The organism is Arcobacter sp. AHV-9/2010, from assembly GCF_004116575.1.
Taxonomy (GTDB): Bacteria; Campylobacterota; Campylobacteria; order Campylobacterales; family Arcobacteraceae; genus Aliarcobacter; species Aliarcobacter skirrowii.
Window position 1 is genome coordinate 154295 of the sequence record NZ_PDKH01000002.1, and the last position, 21256, is coordinate 175550.

26 protein-coding genes are annotated in these 21256 nt (G+C 27.7%); 15 read left to right on the forward strand and 11 right to left on the reverse strand.

Annotation, left to right across the window (positions count from 1 at the left end; all coding sequences use genetic code 11):
* The first annotated feature begins 30 nt into the window (after positions 1-30).
* Positions 31-1053 carry a UDP-glucose 4-epimerase GalE gene (gene galE / locus CRU94_RS04590; protein WP_129105637.1) on the forward strand — a complete coding sequence of 341 codons (1023 nt, stop codon included), beginning with the start codon at positions 31-33 and terminating at the stop codon, positions 1051-1053.
* 17 nt (positions 1054-1070) lie between these two features.
* Here galE and CRU94_RS04595 read toward each other — a convergent pair whose 3' ends face one another.
* Together CRU94_RS04595 and CRU94_RS04600 are read right to left on the reverse strand one after the other, a co-directional pair.
* Positions 1071-1730, reverse strand: coding sequence for a response regulator transcription factor (locus CRU94_RS04595; RefSeq protein WP_129105638.1), 660 nt, complete (start codon positions 1728-1730; stop codon positions 1071-1073).
* Positions 1727-2809, reverse strand: a complete 1083-nt coding sequence (locus CRU94_RS04600) for a PAS domain-containing sensor histidine kinase (RefSeq protein WP_129105639.1) — start codon at positions 2807-2809, stop codon at positions 1727-1729. The genes CRU94_RS04595 and CRU94_RS04600 overlap by 4 nt, the downstream gene beginning before the upstream one ends.
* A gap of 89 nt (positions 2810-2898) precedes the next feature.
* Here CRU94_RS04600 and CRU94_RS04605 point away from each other — a divergent pair, with 89 nt between their 5' ends.
* On the forward strand, positions 2899-3114 hold the full coding sequence (locus tag CRU94_RS04605) for a hypothetical protein (RefSeq protein ID WP_129105640.1): 216 nt from the start codon (positions 2899-2901) through the stop codon (positions 3112-3114).
* Positions 3115-3181: 67 nt separating this feature from the next.
* On the opposite strand, the gene hemB is transcribed toward CRU94_RS04605, so the two are convergent.
* Complete coding sequence (hemB, locus tag CRU94_RS04610; protein WP_129105819.1) at positions 3182-4156, reverse strand: porphobilinogen synthase; 975 nt, start codon at positions 4154-4156, stop codon at positions 3182-3184.
* Positions 4157-4215: 59 nt separating this feature from the next.
* On the opposite strand from hemB, the gene ribA reads away from it, so the two are divergent.
* The 9 genes from ribA to CRU94_RS04650 all read left to right on the forward strand — a co-directional run bounded on the left by ribA (position 4216) and on the right by CRU94_RS04650 (position 11643).
* Positions 4216-4791, forward strand: a complete 576-nt coding sequence (gene ribA, locus CRU94_RS04615; protein WP_066161212.1) for a GTP cyclohydrolase II — start codon at positions 4216-4218, stop codon at positions 4789-4791.
* Positions 4788-5369, forward strand: a complete 582-nt coding sequence (rsmG, locus tag CRU94_RS04620; protein WP_129105641.1) for a 16S rRNA (guanine(527)-N(7))-methyltransferase RsmG — start codon at positions 4788-4790, stop codon at positions 5367-5369. The genes ribA and rsmG overlap by 4 nt, the downstream gene beginning before the upstream one ends.
* A gap of 3 nt (positions 5370-5372) precedes the next feature.
* The gene (locus CRU94_RS04625; protein WP_066161214.1) at positions 5373-5579 is read left to right on the forward strand and encodes a PP0621 family protein; all 207 of its coding nucleotides are present in this window, start codon (positions 5373-5375) and stop codon (positions 5577-5579) included.
* Position 5580: 1 nt separating this feature from the next.
* On the forward strand, positions 5581-5961 hold the full coding sequence (locus tag CRU94_RS04630; RefSeq protein WP_129105642.1) for a hypothetical protein: 381 nt from the start codon (positions 5581-5583) through the stop codon (positions 5959-5961).
* Complete coding sequence (locus CRU94_RS09595; RefSeq protein ID WP_164966565.1) at positions 5958-6116, forward strand: hypothetical protein; 159 nt, start codon at positions 5958-5960, stop codon at positions 6114-6116. Before CRU94_RS04630 ends, CRU94_RS09595 begins: the two co-directional genes overlap by 4 nt.
* A complete protein-coding gene (gene glyS, locus CRU94_RS04635) occupies positions 6109-8124 on the forward strand; it encodes a glycine--tRNA ligase subunit beta (protein ID WP_129105643.1) in 2016 nt (671 codons plus the stop codon). Before CRU94_RS09595 ends, glyS begins: the two co-directional genes overlap by 8 nt.
* A 28-nt stretch (positions 8125-8152) precedes the next feature.
* Positions 8153-10690, forward strand: a complete 2538-nt coding sequence (locus CRU94_RS04640) for a methyl-accepting chemotaxis protein (RefSeq protein WP_129105644.1) — start codon at positions 8153-8155, stop codon at positions 10688-10690.
* A gap of 63 nt (positions 10691-10753) precedes the next feature.
* Positions 10754-11437, forward strand: coding sequence for a response regulator (locus CRU94_RS04645; RefSeq protein WP_129105645.1), 684 nt, complete (start codon positions 10754-10756; stop codon positions 11435-11437).
* A gap of 8 nt (positions 11438-11445) precedes the next feature.
* A complete protein-coding gene (locus CRU94_RS04650; RefSeq protein ID WP_129105646.1) occupies positions 11446-11643 on the forward strand; it encodes a hypothetical protein in 198 nt (65 codons plus the stop codon).
* A 2-nt stretch (positions 11644-11645) separates the two neighbouring features.
* On the opposite strand, the gene lgt is transcribed toward CRU94_RS04650, so the two are convergent.
* Both lgt and CRU94_RS04660 read right to left on the reverse strand, forming a co-directional pair.
* Positions 11646-12464: a prolipoprotein diacylglyceryl transferase gene (lgt, locus tag CRU94_RS04655; RefSeq protein ID WP_129105647.1), complete on the reverse strand. Its 819-nt coding sequence runs from the start codon at positions 12462-12464 to the stop codon at positions 11646-11648.
* A 1-nt stretch (position 12465) separates the two neighbouring features.
* A complete protein-coding gene (locus CRU94_RS04660) occupies positions 12466-13746 on the reverse strand; it encodes a (Fe-S)-binding protein (RefSeq protein WP_129105648.1) in 1281 nt (426 codons plus the stop codon).
* A gap of 133 nt (positions 13747-13879) precedes the next feature.
* Here CRU94_RS04660 and CRU94_RS04665 point away from each other — a divergent pair, with 133 nt between their 5' ends.
* Positions 13880-15115, forward strand: a complete 1236-nt coding sequence (locus CRU94_RS04665) for a ComEC/Rec2 family competence protein (protein WP_129105649.1) — start codon at positions 13880-13882, stop codon at positions 15113-15115.
* A 32-nt stretch (positions 15116-15147) separates the two neighbouring features.
* Here CRU94_RS04665 and CRU94_RS04670 read toward each other — a convergent pair whose 3' ends face one another.
* The 6 genes from CRU94_RS04670 to tatB form a co-directional block, all read right to left on the reverse strand.
* A complete protein-coding gene (locus CRU94_RS04670) occupies positions 15148-15477 on the reverse strand; it encodes a hypothetical protein (RefSeq protein WP_129105650.1) in 330 nt (109 codons plus the stop codon).
* A gap of 12 nt (positions 15478-15489) precedes the next feature.
* A complete protein-coding gene (locus CRU94_RS04675; protein WP_129105651.1) occupies positions 15490-16815 on the reverse strand; it encodes a sulfite oxidase in 1326 nt (441 codons plus the stop codon).
* Between the two features lie 169 nt (positions 16816-16984).
* On the reverse strand, positions 16985-17725 hold the full coding sequence (locus CRU94_RS04680; RefSeq protein ID WP_129105652.1) for an exonuclease domain-containing protein: 741 nt from the start codon (positions 17723-17725) through the stop codon (positions 16985-16987).
* A 35-nt stretch (positions 17726-17760) separates the two neighbouring features.
* The gene (queA, locus tag CRU94_RS04685) at positions 17761-18783 is read right to left on the reverse strand and encodes a tRNA preQ1(34) S-adenosylmethionine ribosyltransferase-isomerase QueA (protein WP_129105653.1); all 1023 of its coding nucleotides are present in this window, start codon (positions 18781-18783) and stop codon (positions 17761-17763) included.
* A 1-nt stretch (position 18784) separates the two neighbouring features.
* The gene (tatC, locus tag CRU94_RS04690) at positions 18785-19516 is read right to left on the reverse strand and encodes a twin-arginine translocase subunit TatC (RefSeq protein ID WP_129105654.1); all 732 of its coding nucleotides are present in this window, start codon (positions 19514-19516) and stop codon (positions 18785-18787) included.
* A complete protein-coding gene (gene tatB / locus CRU94_RS04695) occupies positions 19516-19893 on the reverse strand; it encodes a Sec-independent protein translocase protein TatB (protein WP_129105655.1) in 378 nt (125 codons plus the stop codon). Before tatB ends, tatC begins: the two co-directional genes overlap by 1 nt.
* 149 nt (positions 19894-20042) lie before the next feature.
* Between tatB and CRU94_RS04700 the strand changes: the two genes are divergently transcribed.
* From CRU94_RS04700 to CRU94_RS04710, 3 genes are read left to right on the forward strand one after another with little or no spacing between them, the layout of a single operon-like run.
* Positions 20043-20798 (forward strand): DnaJ domain-containing protein, encoded by a 756-nt coding sequence (locus tag CRU94_RS04700; protein ID WP_129105656.1) that lies wholly within the window; start codon positions 20043-20045, stop codon positions 20796-20798.
* Entirely contained in the window at positions 20798-21028 is a 231-nt protein-coding gene (locus CRU94_RS04705) for a (2Fe-2S)-binding protein (protein WP_129105657.1), read from the forward strand. The genes CRU94_RS04700 and CRU94_RS04705 overlap by 1 nt, the downstream gene beginning before the upstream one ends.
* Before the next feature lie 3 nt (positions 21029-21031).
* Complete coding sequence (locus CRU94_RS04710) at positions 21032-21253, forward strand: hypothetical protein (protein WP_167540772.1); 222 nt, start codon at positions 21032-21034, stop codon at positions 21251-21253.
* Positions 21254-21256 lie beyond the last annotated feature (3 nt).

Consider the following 21256-nt stretch of genomic DNA (forward strand, 5'->3'; position numbering starts at 1 on the left):
AATTAAGAAATTATAAAAAAGGAAAACAAAATGATACTTATCACAGGTGGAGCAGGTTATATTGCAACTCATACATTAATTGAGTTAAAAAAAGCAAACTTTGATTTTGTAGTTTATGACAATTTTTCAAACTCATCAAAAGAGGCTCTAAAAAGAGTAAAAAAAATAATTGGCTCAAAAGTTAAATTTGTAAAAGGTGATATAAGAGATAAAAAAGCTTTGAGAAAAGTTTTTAAAAAATATAGCATAGATTCTGTTATTCACTTTGCTGGACTCAAAGCTGTAGGAGAGAGTGTTGCAAAACCTTTGAAGTATTATGATAACAATGTTGTAGGGACTATTAAACTTTTAGAAGTGATGCGTGAGTTTTCTTGCAAAAAAATAGTCTTTTCAAGTTCAGCAACAGTATATGGAAATCCAAAAAGCTGTCCAATAGATGAGAGCTTTCCTATTGGAGCTACTACAAATCCATATGGAACTAGTAAATATATGATTGAAAGAATATTAGAGGATTTATATATAAGTGACAATAGCTTTAAAATTGCTATTTTAAGATATTTTAATCCAGTTGGTGCAGATGAAAGTGGACTTATAGGGGAAAATCCAAACGGTATTCCAAATAATCTTATGCCATATATCTCTCAAGTTGCTGTTGGAAAACTTGAAAGTTTAAGTGTTTTTGGAAGTGATTATGAAACAAAAGATGGTACAGGTGTGCGAGATTATATCCATGTTGTTGATTTGGCAAACGCTCATGTAAAAGCTATAGAGTATCTAAATAGTAGTAATTATAGTTTTGAAAACTCAAAAATCAATATTGGAACAGGAACTGGATATAGTGTTTTAGATATGATAAAAGCTTTTGAAAAAGCAAGTGGACAAAAAATACCTTATAAATTAGTTCCTAGAAGAGCAGGGGATATTGCAATTTGCTACTCAAATCCAAAAAAAGCAAAAGAGATTTTAAATTGGGAAGCAAAACATACTTTAGATGATATGTGTAAATCTAGCTGGAATTGGCAAAGTAAAAATCCAAGAGGGTATGGCAAATAGTGAAGAATATATGAATATTAAAATAACACCATATATCCACAAGAAGAGACATTTTCTATAAGCTCTTTTGAGGTTTTGGCTCTTAATCTTTTGATAAAAGTTCTAAGCCTCTCATCACTTACAATCTCATTTTCCCAAAGAGTTTTTTTGATATCAAGAGTAGTCACATAAGAGTTTTTATTTTCAATCAAAAGAGCCAAAAACTGTCGCTCTCTTTTTGTAAGATTTACCAAAATACCATTTTGATACAAAGATAAATTGTTGAAATCAAAGATAAAATCATCTTTCAATTTTATAGATTTGTTTTTATTTATCTTTTTTGATAACTCTTTTAAATACTCAATAAACTCTTCAATATCAAAAGGTTTTATAAAATATTTTGAAATTCCCAAATTAATAGCTTCCAAAAGCATCTCTTTGTGACTATGAGCACTTAAAATCACAATAGGAGTTTCACTATTTTGCTCTTTTATCTTTTTACTCATCTCTAAGCCATTTAAGTTTGGCATCATAATATCACTTATTATAATATCAGGCTTGAAGCTATCAAACTTTTTTATAGCCTCTAAGCCATCTTTTGCAATTACAACTTTAAAAAAGAGCTCTTTAATTGAAGATTTTATTAAATTTGCCAAATCTATCTCATCTTCCACAATCAAAACTTTTAGATTTTTCATACTTCAAACTTTGTTGGAAATTTTAGTTCAAATTTTGAACCATTTTGGGTATTTGTGTGAGAAATTTCACCTTTGAAACTATTTTCTATAATAATTTTAGATATAAATAATCCAAGACCAGTTCCGCTGCTTTGGTGCTTTGTAGTAAAATATGGCTCATATATTTTATCTTTTATATCATCTTTTATTCCAAGAGCATTATCAACTATTTCAAGATATATAAAATCATCTTTTTTATATGTTTTTATAGACAACTCTCTATTTTTAACACCATTTTGTACAAAAGCATCTTTTGCATTTGAAAGTATATTTAGTAAAACTTGCGTTAGCTCATTTTTTACTCCAAAAATCTCTAAATCTTTTGTAATATCAAATTTGATATCTATTTTCTCATCTTCAAAAATTTTATTTAGAATCTTCAAAGCCTCATTTATAGAGATATTTAATAAAAAAATCTCTTTTTGTTTTTGTGGAGAAAAGAAGTTTGTAAAATCTTCAATAGTATTTGACATACCCAAGATTAGGTTTTTTGAGTTGTTATAAAAATCTTCAAACTCTTTTTTGTTTTGATTTTCAAAAGCTTTTTTTAGATTATATAGACTTAGATTTAGTTGCGTTAGAGGTTGTCTCCATTGGTGAGCAATATTTGCCAACATTTGCCCTAAACTTGCCATTCTTGATTGCAAAAAAAGAATTTTTTGTCTCTCTTCAAGCTCTTTTTGAAGCATAACCTCATTTGTAATATCATATCTTATAGCTACAAACTCTACAATATTTTCCTCTTTTTCATCTAAAATAGGAACAATAGTTGTATTTAAATAGATATCTTTTTTATCTTTTGATAGATTTTTAACTGTAGCTTTATATACTTTTTTATCTAAAATTGTCTCCCAAAGAGCTTGGAAATTCTCTTTTGGTGTATCTGGATGCCTTACAATATTGTGATTTTTACCAATAAGCTCATCTTTTGTAAAACCAAAAAGTTTACAAAACTCATCATTTACAAAAGTTATAATTCCATTTATATCTGTTTTTGAGACAATATTTGAGTTTTCTATCGCTTTTTGGTAGTTGTTCATTTTGGAAGTATATCAATAGTTATATAAATATAAAAATTGAAATAGATATTAAAATAGTGTATAATCTTCAAATTTTAAAGGAGTAATTTATGAAAACTATAAAATTACAAATTGCAGATAGTGTTTTTGAAAAAGTTTTTTATTTTTTAAATAATCTTCCAAAAGATGAAGTTAGAATAGTAGAAAATAGTGAAGTTGAAGATTGGTCATTTTTAGAAAAAGAGATTCAAAAAGGTTTAGATTCTGGAATTTTGGCTAAAACTCATGAAGATATTATAAAAAACCTAAAACAAAAATATGCATAAAATTGTATATTCAAATCAAGCATATATAGACTGTAACTTATAAGCTACACTCTATATAAAAATTATATTATTTCCTATTCAAAATCTCACAAACCTCTTTTGCATGATATGAGATAATTATATTAGCTCCAGCTCTTTTAAATGCTATCATAGTTTCCATCATAACTCTTTCATAATCAATCAATCCTGCAAGTCCAGCGTGTTTTAACATTGCATATTCACCACTTACATTATAAACACAAAGTGGAAGTTTTGTCTCATTTCTTATATCTCTTACAATATCCAAAAATGCTAAAGCTGGTTTTACCATTAAAATATCAGCACCTTCTTTTTCATCTTCAAGTGATTCATTTATTGCTTCAAGTCTATTTGCAACATTCATTTGATATGTTCTTCTATCCCCAAAAGATGGAGTTGATTCAGCTACATCTCTAAATGGTCCATAATAACCACTTGCAAATTTTGTTGAGTATGCCATGATTGGTAAATCTTTAAAACCATTTTCATCTAAAGCAGTTCTAAGTGTCTTAATAATTCCATCCATCATTCCACTTGGAGCTATCATATCTGCACCAGCTTTCGCGTGCACAAGTGCTTGTTGGGCTGATATTTCAAGAGTTTTGTCATTGTGAACGCTTTGTGTTTTTGGGTCTAGTATTCCACAATGTCCGTGGTCTGTATATTCACAAAAACATAAATCTGTAACTACAAACATATTTGGAAAATTTTGTTTTATAGCTCTTATTGTTCGTGCAATTATACTCTCATCGCATAAACACTCACTTCCAACAGAGTCTTTAATCTCTGGAATTGCAAAAAGAATAATAGAATTCAAACCTATTTTTTGCAAATACTCACACTCTTTTAAAATCTCATCAATACTCATTTGAAATACACCTGGCATTGAAGAAATTTCAGTTTTAATACCTTTTCCTTCTCTTACAAACAGTGGATATATAAAATCATCTTTGCTTATGTGAGTCTCTTGAACTAAGTTTCTCAAAGTCTCATTTAATCTTAATCTTCTAAATCGTTTAAACATAATATTTACCTCTTTTGGATATAATCTTGCGATTTTAACAGTTAAAGGTTTAAATACAAATGAATATAATTGAATCAAATATAGCAAACCTTCCTACAAAATATGGAAATTTTAGAATAAAAGCATATAAAGATGGACATCAAGAGCATTTAGCAATAATGAGTTTAGATTTTGAAACTTTAGAAACTCCATTTGTAAGAATTCACTCAGAGTGCCTTACAGGCGATACTTTGGGAAGTTTAAAGTGTGATTGCCAAAACCAATTAGATCTATCTTTAAAATTTATTGCAAAAAATGGTGGATTGGTAATTTATCACAGACAAGAGGGCAGAAACATAGGTCTTGTAAATAAAGTAAATGCTTATGCACTACAAGACAAAGGAAGAAACACAATAGAGGCAAATGTTGAGTTGGGCTTCAAAGAGGATGAGAGAGATTATAGAGTTGTTGGATATATTTTTGAAAATTTAGGAATTAAAAAACTAAAACTAATCACAAACAACCCAGTAAAACTAAAATATGTTGAGTCTTTGGGAGTTGAGATTGTTGAGAGAATTCCAGCAATAATAAAATCAAATAAATATAATGAACTATATTTATCTACAAAAAAAGAGAAGATGGGACATCTAATTTGAGTTTAAAATCTTTACTTGAAAAAAATAGTCTAATCTACGAAGATAGCTTCTATAAAGATATTGAAACTTTTGTACAGCTTTTAAAGAAGTGGGGAAGAGTTCATAATCTTAGTGGAAATTTAGATGATCAAACTATTTATGAAAATATCTTAGACTCTTTGTATCCTCTAAAATTTATAGAAGATTTCAGAAGTTTTGCAGATATTGGAACAGGCGCTGGTTATCCAGGTCTTATAATTGCAATTGCAAAAAAAGATAAAGAGGCATATTTGATTGAGCCAAGAGCAAAAAGAGTTGCTTTTTTAAATATAGTAAAAGCAACTTTAGGGCTTAAAAATTTGACAATTTTACAAAAAAGAGTTGAAGATCTTGAAGATTTAAAAGTGGATTTAATAACAAGTAGAGCTGTTACAAATACAAATTTACTTTTAGCTCTAACACAAAATATAAAAAAAGATTCTAGCTCATATCTTTTTTATAAAGGTAGTATGCTAGAAGATGAGCTAAAAGAGGCCAAAATAAAAAACTATAAAGTAGTTTGCAAAGATGAGAGAAACTATTTGTACATAAAGGAATAAAAGATGATTTATAAAATAATATTTGTTGCACTAGTACTTTTTTTAATATATTTAATATTTTTTAAAAAGAGTAGAAAAAAAGATCAAAACTTAATTAGTGATGAGATGGTTGAATGCCCAACTTGTAGCACTTTTGTATCTTCAAAAGAGGCTATTTTGTCAAATGGAAAGTTTTATTGCTCAAAAGAGTGTTTAAATAAAAGAGGTTAATATGAAGATTATTGGTGATAGATTAGTTCCTTTTGAAGAGTTTTTTATAATCTCTTCTATTGAAGATATAAAAAATACAGCTTCTAATTCACTACTTTTTTTTGATTTTGATGAAGAGCTTTTAAAGTATTGTCAAAAGCAAAATTTGAACTTTTTTGTATCTATAAAAACAATAAAAGAGGGGATTTATGCAAATAGTTTTAATGCAAAATATGCTGTTTGTACTCAAGATTTAGCAAAAAAGATGCAAATAATAGCAGATAACTATATGTTTGATACAAAAATTTTAGCTTTGATTGATACAAGCGATGAGCTTGAAGATATTGCAAGTGAAGAGATTGATGGGGCTATTTATAGTGAAGTTTTGAAGGATAAAAGTTGAAAGAGATATTAGATTTTGTAGTTTTAACTCTTTTTATTTTTATGCTTGCAATGTTTGTGATAAATTTCAACAGACAACAGATAAAAAAATATAGAGATAAACTTGAAGAAATAGAGAAAAATAAAAACCAAGATAAGGAAAAAAACAATGCTTAAACCACTTTTGATTGAGATTGGAGTTGAAGAGTTACCAGCTATTCCATTTTTACAAGAGCTTCCAAATATTGAAAAAAAATGGCAATCAATTTTAGAAAAAAATAGTTTACTTTGTAGCTTTGAACTTTTTTATACTCCAAGAAGATTAGTTTTATGGCATAGAGAGTTTAAAGTAAAACAAGATGATATAGAGGCTGAAAATATAGGTGCTCCAAAAGCAATAGCTTTTAAAGATGGCTCTTTTACAAAAGCTGCGCAGAGTTTTGCTCAAAAATGTGGAGTAAGTGTAGATGAGTTAGAGTTTAAAGATTTTGGAAAAGGTGAAGTTTTATATCATAAGCAACAAATAAAAGGTTTAGAGTCAAAAGAGCTTTTAAATAACATGATAAATGAGTTTATATCAAGCCTTAATTTTGGTAAATCTATGCGTTGGGGAAGTAGAAGTGATAGCTTCATAAGACCAATTAGATTTTTAAGTGTAATGCTTGAAAATGAAGTTGTGCCAGCTCAACTTTTTGGAGTTGATTCTTCAAATATCTCTTATGGTCATAGAATGCAATCTTATGAGCCATTTGTTTTTAATGATGTTGGCGATTATTTTTGTAAACTTGATAAATATGGTGTAATTTTATATCAAGATGAGAGAAGAGAGAAGATTCTTAAACAACTAAAAGATATTGAGATTAAACACAATGTTCAAATTGAGCTTGATATGGAACTTTTAGATGAAGTTGTTGCAATTACAGAGTATCCAACAGCTTTGATTGGTAAATTTGATGAGGAGTTTTTAACTCTTCCACCTGAAGTTATTGTTACATCAATGAAGGCAAATCAGAGATATTTTGCTGTTTATAAAGATGGAAAACTAACAAATAACTTTATAGTTGTATCAAATGCCTTAACTTCTGATTTTGGATATATAATTGCTGGAAATGAGAAGGTTTTAAGACCAAGACTTGCTGATGCAATGTTCTTTTACAAAAATGATATTAAAAATGGTTTATCAAATGAAGGGCTAAAAAAACTTATCTTTGTTGAAGGTTTAGGAACTGTTTATGAAAAATGTGAAAGAGAAGCAAAAATAGCATCTTATTTAGCAAATAAACTAGGTGTTGATGAAGTTGAACTAATTCAAAAAGCAGTAATGCTTTCAAAAGCTGATTTAATGAGTGAGATGGTTTATGAGTTTACAGAACTTCAAGGATTAATGGGTTACTACTACTCAAAAATTGCAAAAAATGATGAAAAAGTTAGTTTAGCACTAAAAGAGCAATATTTGCCAACTGGTGAAAATAGTGAGCTTCCAAGCTCAATTTTCTCTTCAATAGTTGCTATGTCAAATAAGATTGATAATCTTATGGCACTATTTAGTGTTGGAAAAATTCCAACTGGCTCAAAAGATCCATTTGCTCTAAGAAGAGCTGCTTTAGGAGTTGTAAGAATTGCTATCGAGCATAAACTAGATATTGATTTTAAAACTATAATAGAGGATTTAAAAGTAAACTATAAAAATCTTGATACAAAAGTTTTATTAGATTTCTTCAATGATAGACTATTTAAAATTTTTGATGTAAATCCAACTGTTTTAAAAGCTGTTTTAGCTAGTGGTGAGTCAAATATATATAAAATTTATCAAAAAGTTGAGGCTTTAAATCCAATAGTTGAAAGTGATAGTTTTAAAGAGTATAGTGCTACATTTAAAAGAGTTGCAAATATTGTTAAAGATGTTGATTTAAGTAGCAATTTAAGTCTAGATGAGAGACTATTTGAGCAAGATGAGGAAAAAACTCTTTTTGCAAATTACTCAAAAATAAAAGCTAAAAAATTTGATAGTTTTGAAGAGGAGCTTGATGCACTTTTCTCACTAAAATCAAATCTTGATAACTTTTTTGAAAAAGTTTTTGTAAATCATGAAGATGAAAAAATCAAAACAAATAGAAAAAATTTAATATCTTTGGTATATTTAGGGTTTAGAAATATAGCTGATATTAAAGAGATAACAATATAATATTGAAATATACAAAGGAGAATAAAATATGAATAGATTTGGGATTGGTTTAAAGTTTACAATTATAAGTGCTGTTGTTACAGTTATTGCTTTAATTGTTGGATATTTAGTTTTAAATAGTTACAAAAACAGCTTAGAGGGTGAAGTTCAATCCGATGTTGTAAAAAGCTTAAAAAACTTAAAAGATATTCGAGTTGGTTCAAAACTTGATGTTGGAATCTCAAATGCAATATCTATTGCAAATGATTCAAATCTTCAAAGTGGATTACTATATGCAGATAGAGAAACTGTTATAAAATCGGTTGATTTACTTAGTTTGAAAATGAAAGAGTCAACACCATTTAAAAATATTAAAATCCATATTCATACAAAAGATAATCACTCATTTCTAAGATCTTGGAATCAAAAAAACTATGGGGATGATTTAAGTTCATTTAGAGCAAGTGTTGTTGAAGTAAATAAAACAAAAAAAGTTATAAATGGTTTTGAGATTGGAAATGCAGGTTTAGAGTTAAGATCTGTAGTGCCTGTTTTAAAAGATGGGGTTCATGTAGGTTCTTTAGAGTTTATGCAAGGATTAAACTCTGTTGCTATTGATTTTGATAAAGAGGGTAAAGCATATCTACTTCTAATGGATACAACTCTAGCGACAGCTAAATATGATGAGAAGAGAGTATTAAATAAGTATTTGATTTCTCAAAATTTTATAAATGAAAAATTTTTAGCAGATGCAAAAACAGTAGATTTTGATAAATTGTTAAAAGATGGTTATTTAATATCGAAAAATTACTTTTATACATATGATAATGTTGTTGATTTTCAAGGTAAAAAATTAGGTATTACTCTTTTAGCAGAACCTATAAATAGTGTTCAAAGTGCAATAGAACAAGCTTCAAAAATAATATATGTTGCTTTAATTATTTTAGTTCTCTCTTTATTGGTAACAATGATTGCATCTTTAGTAAATATGAAAATAGGAATTTTAAATCCTATTTTAAGTCTTAAAAAAACTATTGACCAAATAACTCATACATCATCAGTTGAAAGTAGAATTAAAGTTATATCAAATAATGAGATAGGAGATGTTGTAACTAGCTTTAATAGATATTTAGATTCAATTGAAAAAGGTAATATTCAAGATCAAATTGTTATTGATGAGACAAAAAAAGTTATTGAAAAAGTTAATGCTGGATTATTAAATGACAAAATTGTAGGAGTTGCAAACTCAAATAGAGTAAACTCTTTAGTAGAAGAGATAAATAAAATGATAGAGAAGACTCAATCAAACTTATTGTCTGTAAATGATGCAATTATTGCTTTATCAAATGCACAGTATGATTACAATATTAAAAATGTAGAGAATACTTCAGGAATTATCTCATCATTGGTAAATGGAGTAAGAGTTACACAATCAAGTATAAATGAGATAATGTGTCTAATTTATAAATCAAATTTAGATTTAAATGATAGCTCAAAAGAGTTATCAATTGCATCTTCAAATTTAAGTGAATCATCAAATATTCAAGCTGCAAGCCTTGAAGAGACTGCTGCTGCTATTGAAGAGATTGCTGCAACTATTGAAAGAAGTAGTGAAAATGCAACAAAAATGGCTCAATATGCACAAAATGTTACAAAATCTACAGCTATTGGAAAAGAGTTAGCGCAAAAAACAGCTCTTTCAATGGATGAGATTAATGATCAGGTTATGGCAATTAATGAAGCAATTAGTGTAATTGATCAAATAGCATTCCAAACAAATATTTTAAGTCTAAACGCAGCTGTTGAAGCAGCAACTGCTGGAGAGGCTGGAAAAGGATTTGCTGTTGTAGCTCAAGAGGTAAGAAATCTTGCAAGTAGAAGTGCAGAGGCTGCAAATGAGATTAAAAATATTGTTGAAAATGCAACTTTAAAAGCTAAAGAGGGTAAAAATAGCACTACAAATATGATAAATGGATACAATGAGTTAAATTCAAATATCGATGTAACTATAAAATTAATTGAAGATGTAGCAACAGCAACAAGAGAGCAACAACAAGCTATGGCTCAAATTAATGATACTGTAAATAGTTTGGATCAAGCAACACAACAAAATGCTAACTTAGCTTCAAGTATTAATGAGATGGCAAAACAGACTGCACAACTTGCTGTTAGTTTAGATCAAACAATAAGTCAAACAAGTTTTGATAAGAGTGCAAGTAGTAGAATTTGTGATTCAAATATGATTGTAAGTATTAATAAACTAAAATCAGATCACATTAATTTCAAAAATATTAACTTTGCAAAATGTAATGTAGGAAATAAATTTACTGTTACAAGCTCAAAAGAGTGTAATCTTGGAAAATGGATGAGAGAGAATGAGCATAGAGATTTCGCAAAAACAAAAGAGTGGGAAATTTTAACAAAAGCTCATAATAGTGTTCACTCATTGGTTCAAGATACTGTAGATTTATATGCTAAAAAAGCTTCAAATGAAGAGATTTTTGAGGTAGCTGTTAAAATTGAAGAGAATACTCAAATTGTATTTGATATGTTAAATAGAGTAAGAGAGATAAACTGTGCCTCTTAAATTTTGTTTATATTAATATTGTTTTTGTTATTATTTTTAAAAATATATTAATAAGAGAAGAAAATGAAAAAAGTAGTTAGACAAAATAAAAACGCTAAAGTCCTTTTTATAAGTGAAGATGAACAAATAAAAGAGGGTTTTAAAGATAAATTTAGAGAACTAATTATATTAAATGATAAATTATTTTCAAAGACAGTAAATTTGGAAAATTGCGATATAATAGTTCTTGATTTTGATCAAAACTCTATCTTTTTGGATAATATTATGGAGCTTATACAAAAAAAATTAGCATTTGTTCCAATTATTGTAATAAGTAAGAGTGATTCGCAAGATAATATAGAAAAAGCTATAAATTTAAAAGCTTATACATATATTTTAAAATCTTGTCCAATATCTTCTATATTAATATCAGTTTTAATGTGTCTAAACCAGACTCAAAGATCTGATAAGTTTAAATTAGATGAGGGAATATATTTTGATAGATACAAAGATCAATTCTTTGATAAATCAAATAATATGATTGAGTTTACAAGACTTGAAAAAGGATTTTTAAAACTTTTAATTAGTAGATTAGATGAAGTTACTGATTATGATTTAGTTCAAAAAGAGGTTTGGAAAGGTAAAAAAATGTCAATTTTTACTATGAGAAATATTGTAAATAAAATAAGATTAAAAACTTACTACTCAATAATTAAAAACCATTCAGGTAGAGGATATACAATAGATTTAACTCATTATTCAAAATAAGGATAGATTTGGAAGAGCTAATTTTAAGTAAGCAAGATTTAGTAAAACTTTTTAAAGAGGAGATTTTAAAAGATACAGGTAAATCTTGGCTTTACAATGATAAAAGAGTTGATATTATTGCTTTACATAAAATTGAACCAAAGTTCTTACAAGATTTAACAAAAGCCGAGTTTTTTAAGATTGTTCCAAAAAAAGATATAAAGTAGGGCTATTTTTTTAGCACTACTTTTAATTTCATATAATATATAACTAAACATATAAACAAAATTCCAAACGATTGTAACATTCCCATAGTTAGCCAATTTCCAGCTAAAAATCCTAATTGCCAATCTGGTTGCCTATAAAACTCTGAAATAACTCTTGCAATTGTATAGAAAATTCCATACATTAAAGCTAATTGACCATCAAATTTTTTTCTATTTCTAAAGTAAACAAGGATTAAAAATACTACAATACCTTCTAAAAATGCTTCATATAGTTGAGAAGGGTGCCTTAAAACTCCATCTACATAAATTGCCCAAGGAGCATCTGTAACTCTTCCTACAAGCTCTTGATTAAAGAAATTTCCAATTCTACCAAATACATAAGCAGCACTAATTCCTAAAACAGAAATATCTGTTATAAACCAAAAATTAATATTTTTTCTTCTACAAAATAGAAGTGAAGCTATAATAAATCCAATAAATGCCCCATGATAACTCATACCAGCTATTCCAACATAAACACCATTTACATATGGATTAAATATCTGCCAAGGATTTGTTAAATAGTAAGTTGTATTTGGGTCGTAAAATAGTATATATCCAATTCTTGCACCTAAAATAACACCTATTTCAGCCCACCAAATATATGAATCAAAAATATCTTGATTTATATTTATTTTGTCGTATTTTATAAACCACTTTGCAATAAATATAGCACTTAAAAGTGCTAGTGCATACATTATTCCATACCAATGAACAGCAATTTCACCGATTCTAAAAGCTACAGGATCAAATTGTGAGTATATATTTTGCCAAAATTCCATATTAATCTTCTAAAGCTTCGGCAATTAACTCTATTGGATTTTTAAATACAACATCAACATTTGCATGATATAAACTATCTGTTATTTGCATTCTGCAAGCACTACACTCAGCACTTACAATTTGAGCCTTACTATCTCTTATCATGGCAGCTTTTGGAGCACCTGCTGCTCTTGCAAAACTAAACTTCTCTGTTTGCATAGTAACTCCACCAAATCCACAACATCTATTTGAATCACTCATCTCTTTTAAAACATAGTTTTGTTTTAAAAGCTCTCTTGGTTCCTTCCAAACACCTTGCATCTTTTTTGCATGGCAAGGGTCGTGGTAAGTAACAAGCTGATCAAATTTTTTACCACTTTTTGCAAGCATATTTTTTAAATCTGTATTATTTTCTAGCCATTTTGTTGCTAAAAATATCTTTTTAGATAGTTTAACGGCTCTTTCTTTCCACTGTGGTTGGTCGTGTAAAAAATGCTCCCAATCTTTATTTATCATCGCACTACATGTAGCTTCTGGAATAATAACAGCTTCAACATCATCTATCCAAGATTCAAAATACTCAATATTTTTCTTAGTTAGATAATCAACTGTATCAAAAGCACCTGTAAAATAAGCAGGTGCTCCACAGCACAACTGTTTTTTTGGAATAAATACATCATATTTTAGTTTTTTAAGAATTTTTACTAAACTATCTCCTGTATTTGTATAGGTATAGTTACTCATACAACCAATAAAAATAGCAACTTTTTTTCTTTTATCTTCAACACTAAACTTAAGATTTTCAGGATATTTATTTAAAAAACTAATGCTATCTGCATATGGTAAAGCTCTATCTTTTTTTACAATAGGTAGGCTAAATCTTGGAGTTGCACTTTTTGTTTTTTCATCTATTTTAATTGCACATGTTTGAAACATATATCCAAGTTTTGACATAAAATCCATAATTTTTCTATGTCTTAAAAGGAAGAAAAACAATCTTTTATACCAAGCAATTCCATATTTTTTTGCAATATCACTTCTTACTTGCTCAATAATCATATCAGTTGGCAAACTATTTGGACAAACTTCCACACAGTTTGTACATAAAAAACATGACTCAAATATCTCTTTTGCTGTTTTATCCAACTCTAACTCATCTCTTTTGTAAGCTCCTAAAAGGTCAATAAAACCTCTAGGGCTTGTCGCCTCATCTTGATTTATATTAAATATTGTACATACAGGTTTACATTTTCCACACTTAATACAATCATCAGAAATCTTTGTATAATCAAATTTATTCATTTTAAAAAAGCCTTAAAAATTTTGTAATAAAAGGCTTAATATACTCAAAAATTTGTTAAAAAGTGTTAAATTAAACTATAAGAATTTATTTTAAATCTTACAAAATAGTTTATATTTTTGTATAATCAACATTATGCAAAAAATATATTTATCAAAAAATAGTATATTTTTCATACTATTTTTACTCACTATTTTAATTGTAAATCTTATTTATGAATATTCATCATATAAAAGATTTACAAATGATTATATTTTTGAAACAAAGGCTAGCATTTTAAATATTTACTCTAAAGATAGATTTACTATCTTAAAATTAAAAGGTGAGGGCTTTGAATTTTTTGCTTCATTTTCAAAGGATGATAGCTTTGAAAAATTAGATTTATTAAATGTTGTAATTGATACTAGAAATATCTCTTTTTTAGAGTACTTAAAAGGTTTTTTCACAAAGGTTTTATACTTTGATAGAGTTGAAAAAAGATATGAATTCAAAGATAAAATTTTAGAAAATATCAAAAATAATCATGAAGATGCTATGATTATTGAACTTTTTGAAGCTCTGTTTTTAGCAGTTCCAGTCTCAAAAGAGCTTAGAGATGTAATAACAGCTTATGGAATAGCTCATGTTGTAGCACTTTCAGGTTTTCATTTAGCAGTTTTATCTTTTGTTATTTATTGGATTTTGTACCACCCTTATAAATTTTTACAAGATAGATTTTTTTCATATAGAAATAGAAGATATGATATTTTATTAATTACAATATTTATAATGCTCTATTACCTTATTTTAACAGATATTGTACCCTCTCTTTTAAGGGCATTTGTACTTTTTTGTATTGGAATATTTCTTTTAAGAAGTAATATAAAAATATTTTCATATACCACACTTTTATACACATTTCTTATAGTTATTGCAATTTTCCCCAAATTTATATTTTCTATTGGATTTTGGTTCTCTATTTTTGCTGTTTTTTATATCTATTTGTTTATTCAATATTTTAAAAATATAAATAGGGTAGTTTTATATCTATTTTTTAATGTTTGGATGTTTTTGATTTTTAATCCAATTGTTCACTATTTTTTTCCTCAAACAGCTATTGAACAGTTTTACTCAATCCCTATTACAATACTTTTTACTATATTTTATCCATTTCAAATTTTTGCTCATATTTTTGATTTTTCAATATATTTTGATAAGTTTTTAAAGATTTTTTTAAATCATAAAATAGAAGTTTATGAAGTTTTTACACCACTTTATTTTTTTATTTTATATATAATTTTCTCTTTTTTATCTATTTTTAGCAGAAACTCTTTTTTGGTTTTAAACTTATTAATGATTTTATTTAATCTATATCTATACTTTATAGCTTAAATTGGTACAAAATTGTACCAATTTAATAAATATTAGTTTGGCATATCTTTTAATTTTAGATTTGCTCTTCTTGAAGCAATTCCTGGAGGATAGTTTGTCTCAAGATAAGTTAATATCTCATCCTCTATTTCGGGAGTAAATTGCCATAAACCTTGAGTTCTTTGCATCCAAACTATCATAGCTTTCCATGTATCTCTATCACCTTTTTGTGTAGTGATAAATTTTGCACTATGACAAACAGTACAGTTTGCTTTTACGGTTTCAAAACCTTTTGCAATAATCAATCCAGATTCACTATCAACTTTTTGAGCTTGAAGGAAAAGAAGTGATGATGCAAAAATAAGGAACAATCCTTTTTTCATAAATAACTCCTTTTATACAACTTGAACAGCGATTCTGTGACAAGCGTTGTTTAAATAACCTCTTGGATTCCACCCTGGAATAATAACTGGTTGCATTTTTCCATTACTATCAGTTGCTCTTGCCCAAACTTCATAGTATCCTTTTTGAGGGAATTTAACACTTGCTTCCCAAGTTTGCCATGCAGTTTTATTTAGTGGTTTATTAACTTTTGCTTTTTCCCAAGTTGCACCAAAATCTATTGAAACATACATCTCTTTAACTTTTAAATCTCCAGCCCATGCTTTTCCATTTAGTTTTAATTTATCATTTAAAGAGTGAGTAATACCCGATTTTGGGAATGTAATTAGTGATTTTACAGGCATAGATTCAATTATACACATATTTTCATTTGGCACATTTGCTCCTGGAGCAACAGGTTCACAAGGTACTCTATATGATTGTCCCATCATCTTTTCACCATCATGAACTTGATTTCTAACTACAATTTTGCTTAACCATTTTCCAGAAACAGAAGCTGGCCATCCACCAATTACAAGTCTTAAAGGATAACCATTTTGATGAGGAATATCATTTCCTTCATACTCCCAAGCTATTAAAACTTCATTTTCTAAAGCTTTTTCAATTGGAACTCCTCTACTAATAACTACTTTAGTAGGGTCTCCACTTAAGTGAGTATCTCTTCCATAATACCCAATATAAACGGCATCTTTTTTAATTCCGCAAGACTCTAAAACATCTTTTAATCTAACTCCTGTCCATCTTCCACAACCAATAGCTCCAAGCTCCCACTGATTACCTTTTGTAGGTGGATTAAACTCAACTCTACCATTTCCTCCACACTCTAAAGTTAGTGCATAAGTGTGATGTTTGAATTTACTTTTTAACTCATCAATAGTAAATGTTGTTGGATTTTTACAGCTCTCACCTGCAATTTCCAAAGTCCAATTTTTTACATCAATATCTTGCATAGCTGGTGGTGTACCATTATTTCTAATAAAGAAATGTTTATCAGGTGTAAACTCATCATTTAATAAGTGAGGTGGTGTTTCAGCATTTATTGGTCTATCATTTAAGTAAATTAAACCCTCTTTACCTGGAATTGAAAATGGTAAATCAGAGTTTGCTAGTGCTGCTGGAATTAATCCACTTGGCATATTTTGTGCATATGGAATATTTGATCCAACAACAGCAGCCATTGCCAAAAGTGAACTCTTTTTCAAAAATCCTCTTCTTGTTGTTGGATTAGCCTCTCTTCCAAAGATATCTAAATCAGCTTTTATTGGATCATTTGCATAAGCCTCATGAATTCCAATAGTTTTAACTTTTTTATTACTCATAAACTATCTCCTTAGTTTTTATTGTGGTATTAAGATAAATCTTAATTAATAATTATATTAAGAAAATAAGAATAATTGATAAAAATTAAGTTTATAAGCTAAAGTTAAGTTTAAAAAATAAAAATAGTTACTTTTGTTTACATTTTTTATACATAATAATCTATTTTAACTATTTTTCTAAAACTTTATCTAAAGTGTATTGCATATCTTCATCAAGCTCCATATTGTTTCTCATCCAATTTAAATAGCTTGGATCTTTTTTTGCTACATCTTCAATATTTTCACCCTTATATTTTCCAAATTTAAATGTTTTTATAAATACAGGAGTTAGAGTAAGTTCGGCTAGTTTTTTCATAGGATTAATTTGCACAAAATCCTCTTTTATTTTTGCAACAAGTTTACTTAAAAATAGTTTCATCACTAAAACATCACCAATAGCATCATGAGCTTTTATAACTATGTTTAGTTTATTTGCCTCTTCATCTTCATTTTTATAAAGTTCAAGTGCATATCTTAGATATTGAAGTCTGTGATATGGAAGTTCAGGATAGATGTGTCTTGCACATCTTAAAGTATCAATTAGTTGAAGTCTGTTCTCAAATCCCTCTTTTTTTATCATATCTAAATCAAAATTTATATTGTGTGCTATTAGATAGTTTTCACTACTATTTAGCTCTTGTAATCTTTGATAAAATTTTGTTTGAATAGCTTTTGGTTTATCTTTTATCATATCAGCAGTTATATTGTGAACTTCCATAGCTTCAAGTTTTATAGGTACATCACTAAAACATAACTCATCAAAAACTTCTAAATCACCTTTTTGATTTAGAATCATACTTCCAAATTGAATTACTCTATCCTCTTGCGAAGCTCCAGTTGTCTCAGTATCAAATAAAATGTAATGTATCAAAGTAATTCTCCTTTTAAATGGTTCCCATTTTAATATTAAATAATTAGCATGGCATCGCCATAAGAGTAGAATCTATAGTTGTTTTTAATTGCTTCATTGTAAATCTCTAAAGTTTTCTCAAGTCCAATAAAAGATGCAACAAGCATAATCAAAGTTGATTTTGGAAGGTGAAAATTTGTTAAAAGATGATTTACAATAATTGGTTTATTGCTTGGATTTAAAAATAGATCACACTCACCACAAATCATATTTTTTCTTGCATAAAACTCTAAAGTTCTTGTAACTGTTGTTCCAACTGCTAAGATATTTTTTGCATTATCTATCTTTGTTTTACAATCACTACTTATCTCAAAATATTCACTATGCATTGGATGAGATAAAATATCTTCCACATCAACAGGTTTAAATGTACCAGCACCAACATGCAAAGTAAGATAGTTTAAACCATATTTTTCTTCTAGTTTATTTAATAACTCAGGTGTAAAATGCAAAGATGCTGTTGGAGCTGCAACTGCTCCATAATTTTTTGCAAAAAGTGTTTGGTAGTTTGTTTCATCCTCTTTATTATCTTCTCTATTCATATAAGGAGGTAGTGGAATATGTCCAATTTTGTTTAAAATTTCAATCAAAGAGGTAAAATCTAACTTTTTACTCTCTAAATAAAACTCTACAACTCTAGTTCCATCTTCATTTAGCTCTAATACTTTTGCTTTTAAATTTTCATCAAAAGTTAATATTGTTCCAATTTTAACTTTTCCTTTTATCAAAACTAAAAATCTATCCATAAATAGTGGTTTATTTAATAGAAGTTCTATATTAGCACCTGTCTCTTTTTTACCAAAAACTCTAGCTTTTATAACTTTTGTATCATTTAAAAATATTGTTAAATCTTGCGGTAAAAAATCTAAAATATTTTTAAAAATTGTGTGAGTTATAGTATTGTTTGTTCTATCATAAACTAAAAGTTTTGCACTATCAGCAGGAGTTGCTGGAGTTGTAGCTATTAGCTCTTGAGGAAGAGTAAAGTCATAGCTTGAAGTTTTTAAAAAATCGCTCAAACTACTCCTCTTCCTCTTCATCTTTACTTGCTGGATTAAATACTTTTGCTATGTAAATTGAAACTAAGTATAAAAGTATTAAAGGAAGTGCCATTAAAACTTGACTTATAACATCAGGTGGAGTTAAAATAGCTGCTAAAATAAATATTAAAACAACTGCATATCTAAAGAAATCTTTTAACATTCTATCATCAACAACTCCAATTTTTGCAAGGAAAAATGTTATAACAGGTAGTTCAAAAGCAACCCCAAAACCAATCATAAGTTTTGTAAAAAATCCAACATATTTACCAATACTTGGTAATACATTAACAACATTAGAACCAAATGCAATTAGAAAATCAAAACCAATAGGAACAACAATATAGTAAGCAAAAGATGCACCTATTAAAAACATTAAAGTTGCAAAAAATACAAATGGAATAACTAATTTTTTCTCATGATCATATAGTCCAGGAGCTAAAAATAGCCACAATTGCCAAAAAATAATAGGAAGCGATATTATAAATCCACCAAAAAATGCAACCTTCATAGCTGTAAAAAATGTCTCTTGAATCTCAACAGCAATCATAGAAGTTCCAGTTGGAAGAGCATCTTTTACAGGAACCATCATCCACTCTAATATTGGTTCATAAAAAGCAAAACATACAAAAAACATAGCAATAACGCTAATAGCAGATATAGTTAATCTTTTTCTTAAATCCGCAATATGTGGTTTTAAATCTTCAAACATTATTTACTATCCTCTTTTATATTTTTATCAATCTCTTTTTTTTGAACACTATCCTCTTTTTTTGTCTCAACTTGAGCTTTTTTTGGAGTTTCAAAATCATCATTTAAAATCTCATCAAGACCTAAATTAAGCTTTGATTCAACCATTAAAGAGTTTTTTGTATCTTCAATTTGAGCTTTGAATTTACTAGCTTCCGCTTTTAATTCTGATATATTTAATTCATTGTCTAAAGTTGTTTTTGCATCACTAATACCTTTTTTTACACTATTAAACATTCTTGCAATTTTAATCATAGCTTCTGGCAATTTATCAGGACCTAATACAATAATTGCAATTATTGCAATTAAAAGAATCTCTGTCATTCCTAATCCAAACATATTTTGCTCCATAAATTTTATAAGGTATGGATTTTATCTAATTTGAGCAAAAATAATAATTAATTTAAAAGGGCATCTTTATTGCAATTATAAATTCTTAGAGTAATTTTGATAAAATTTAGCCCAAAATTTAAATAAATAGGAAGATAATGGAATTAATAGTTTTAGCAGTTGTTATTGCAATTTTATTTATTATTGGAAAAAATTATAGAACTGAAGAGTTTAAAAATATAAATTTAAATCAAAAAGAGATTTTTAGAGGTGATTTATTAAATCATGAAGCTGGTCTTTTAGTTGCACTTATGGCAAAAGTTGCAAAAGCAGATGGAAAAGTAGGAGAGCTTGAAGCTGAGATTTTAAAACACACATTTACTGATATTTCAACTCATTTTGAAAATTCACAAGAGGTAAGAGATGGCTTAAAAAAGCTTTATGATAGCGAAAAAGAGAATTTTCAAAATTTAATAACTATTTGCAATAGATTATTTACTCTTACAAAACATGACTATAATAAAAGAGTTAAATATCTTGAATATATGTTAAATCTTGCATTTATAGATGGTGATTTTTCAAAACAAGAGCAAGAGATAACTGAAGATATAGCTCAGGCTTTAAAAATAGATTCAAAAGATTATTTTAATTTAATATCAAATTTTGAAAATTTCTATAAAAATAGAGCAAAACAAAGAGAGTTATCGATTGAAAAAGCATATGAGATTTTAGAATCAAATAAAGATGATGATGATTCAACTTTAAAGAAAAATTATAGAAATTTAGTAAAGAAATATCATCCAGATATTATTACAGGGCAGGGTGCTTCACAAAATATTATAGATGAAGCTACAAAAAAACTTCAAGAGATAAATGAAGCTTATGAGATTATAAAAAAAAGTAGAGGTTTATAATGGCAAGAAATTTTCCTCACTCATTTATTGTTTGTGATTGCAAGCAAGTAAGTCTAGGTGAAATAATATATGCCATAAAGGAAAAAGGTGCTAAAACACTTGAAGATTTAGAAGATTTAACAGATGCTGGAAGTTCATGTGGCTGTTGTAAAAGTAGTGAGTGTGATATAGGTGAACAAAAAATGGAGCTATATTTGGATGAGATTTTAAAAAAGTTTAATAAAGAGTAAGATTTGATAGATATAAAAGAAGAGTTAATAAATGAGATAAAAGAGCTTTTAAAAAGTTCAGATGATGATACTATTCAAATAAATCCTAACTATTTAAACTATTTTAGTGAGGATGAGTTAAAAGATATAGTTTTTAGATTAATTGATAAAAAAGTTGAGCAACAAAATGGAAATCAGAGCTATTTAGATGAGATTTATCAAAAAACAAAGAAAGATGATATATAATCT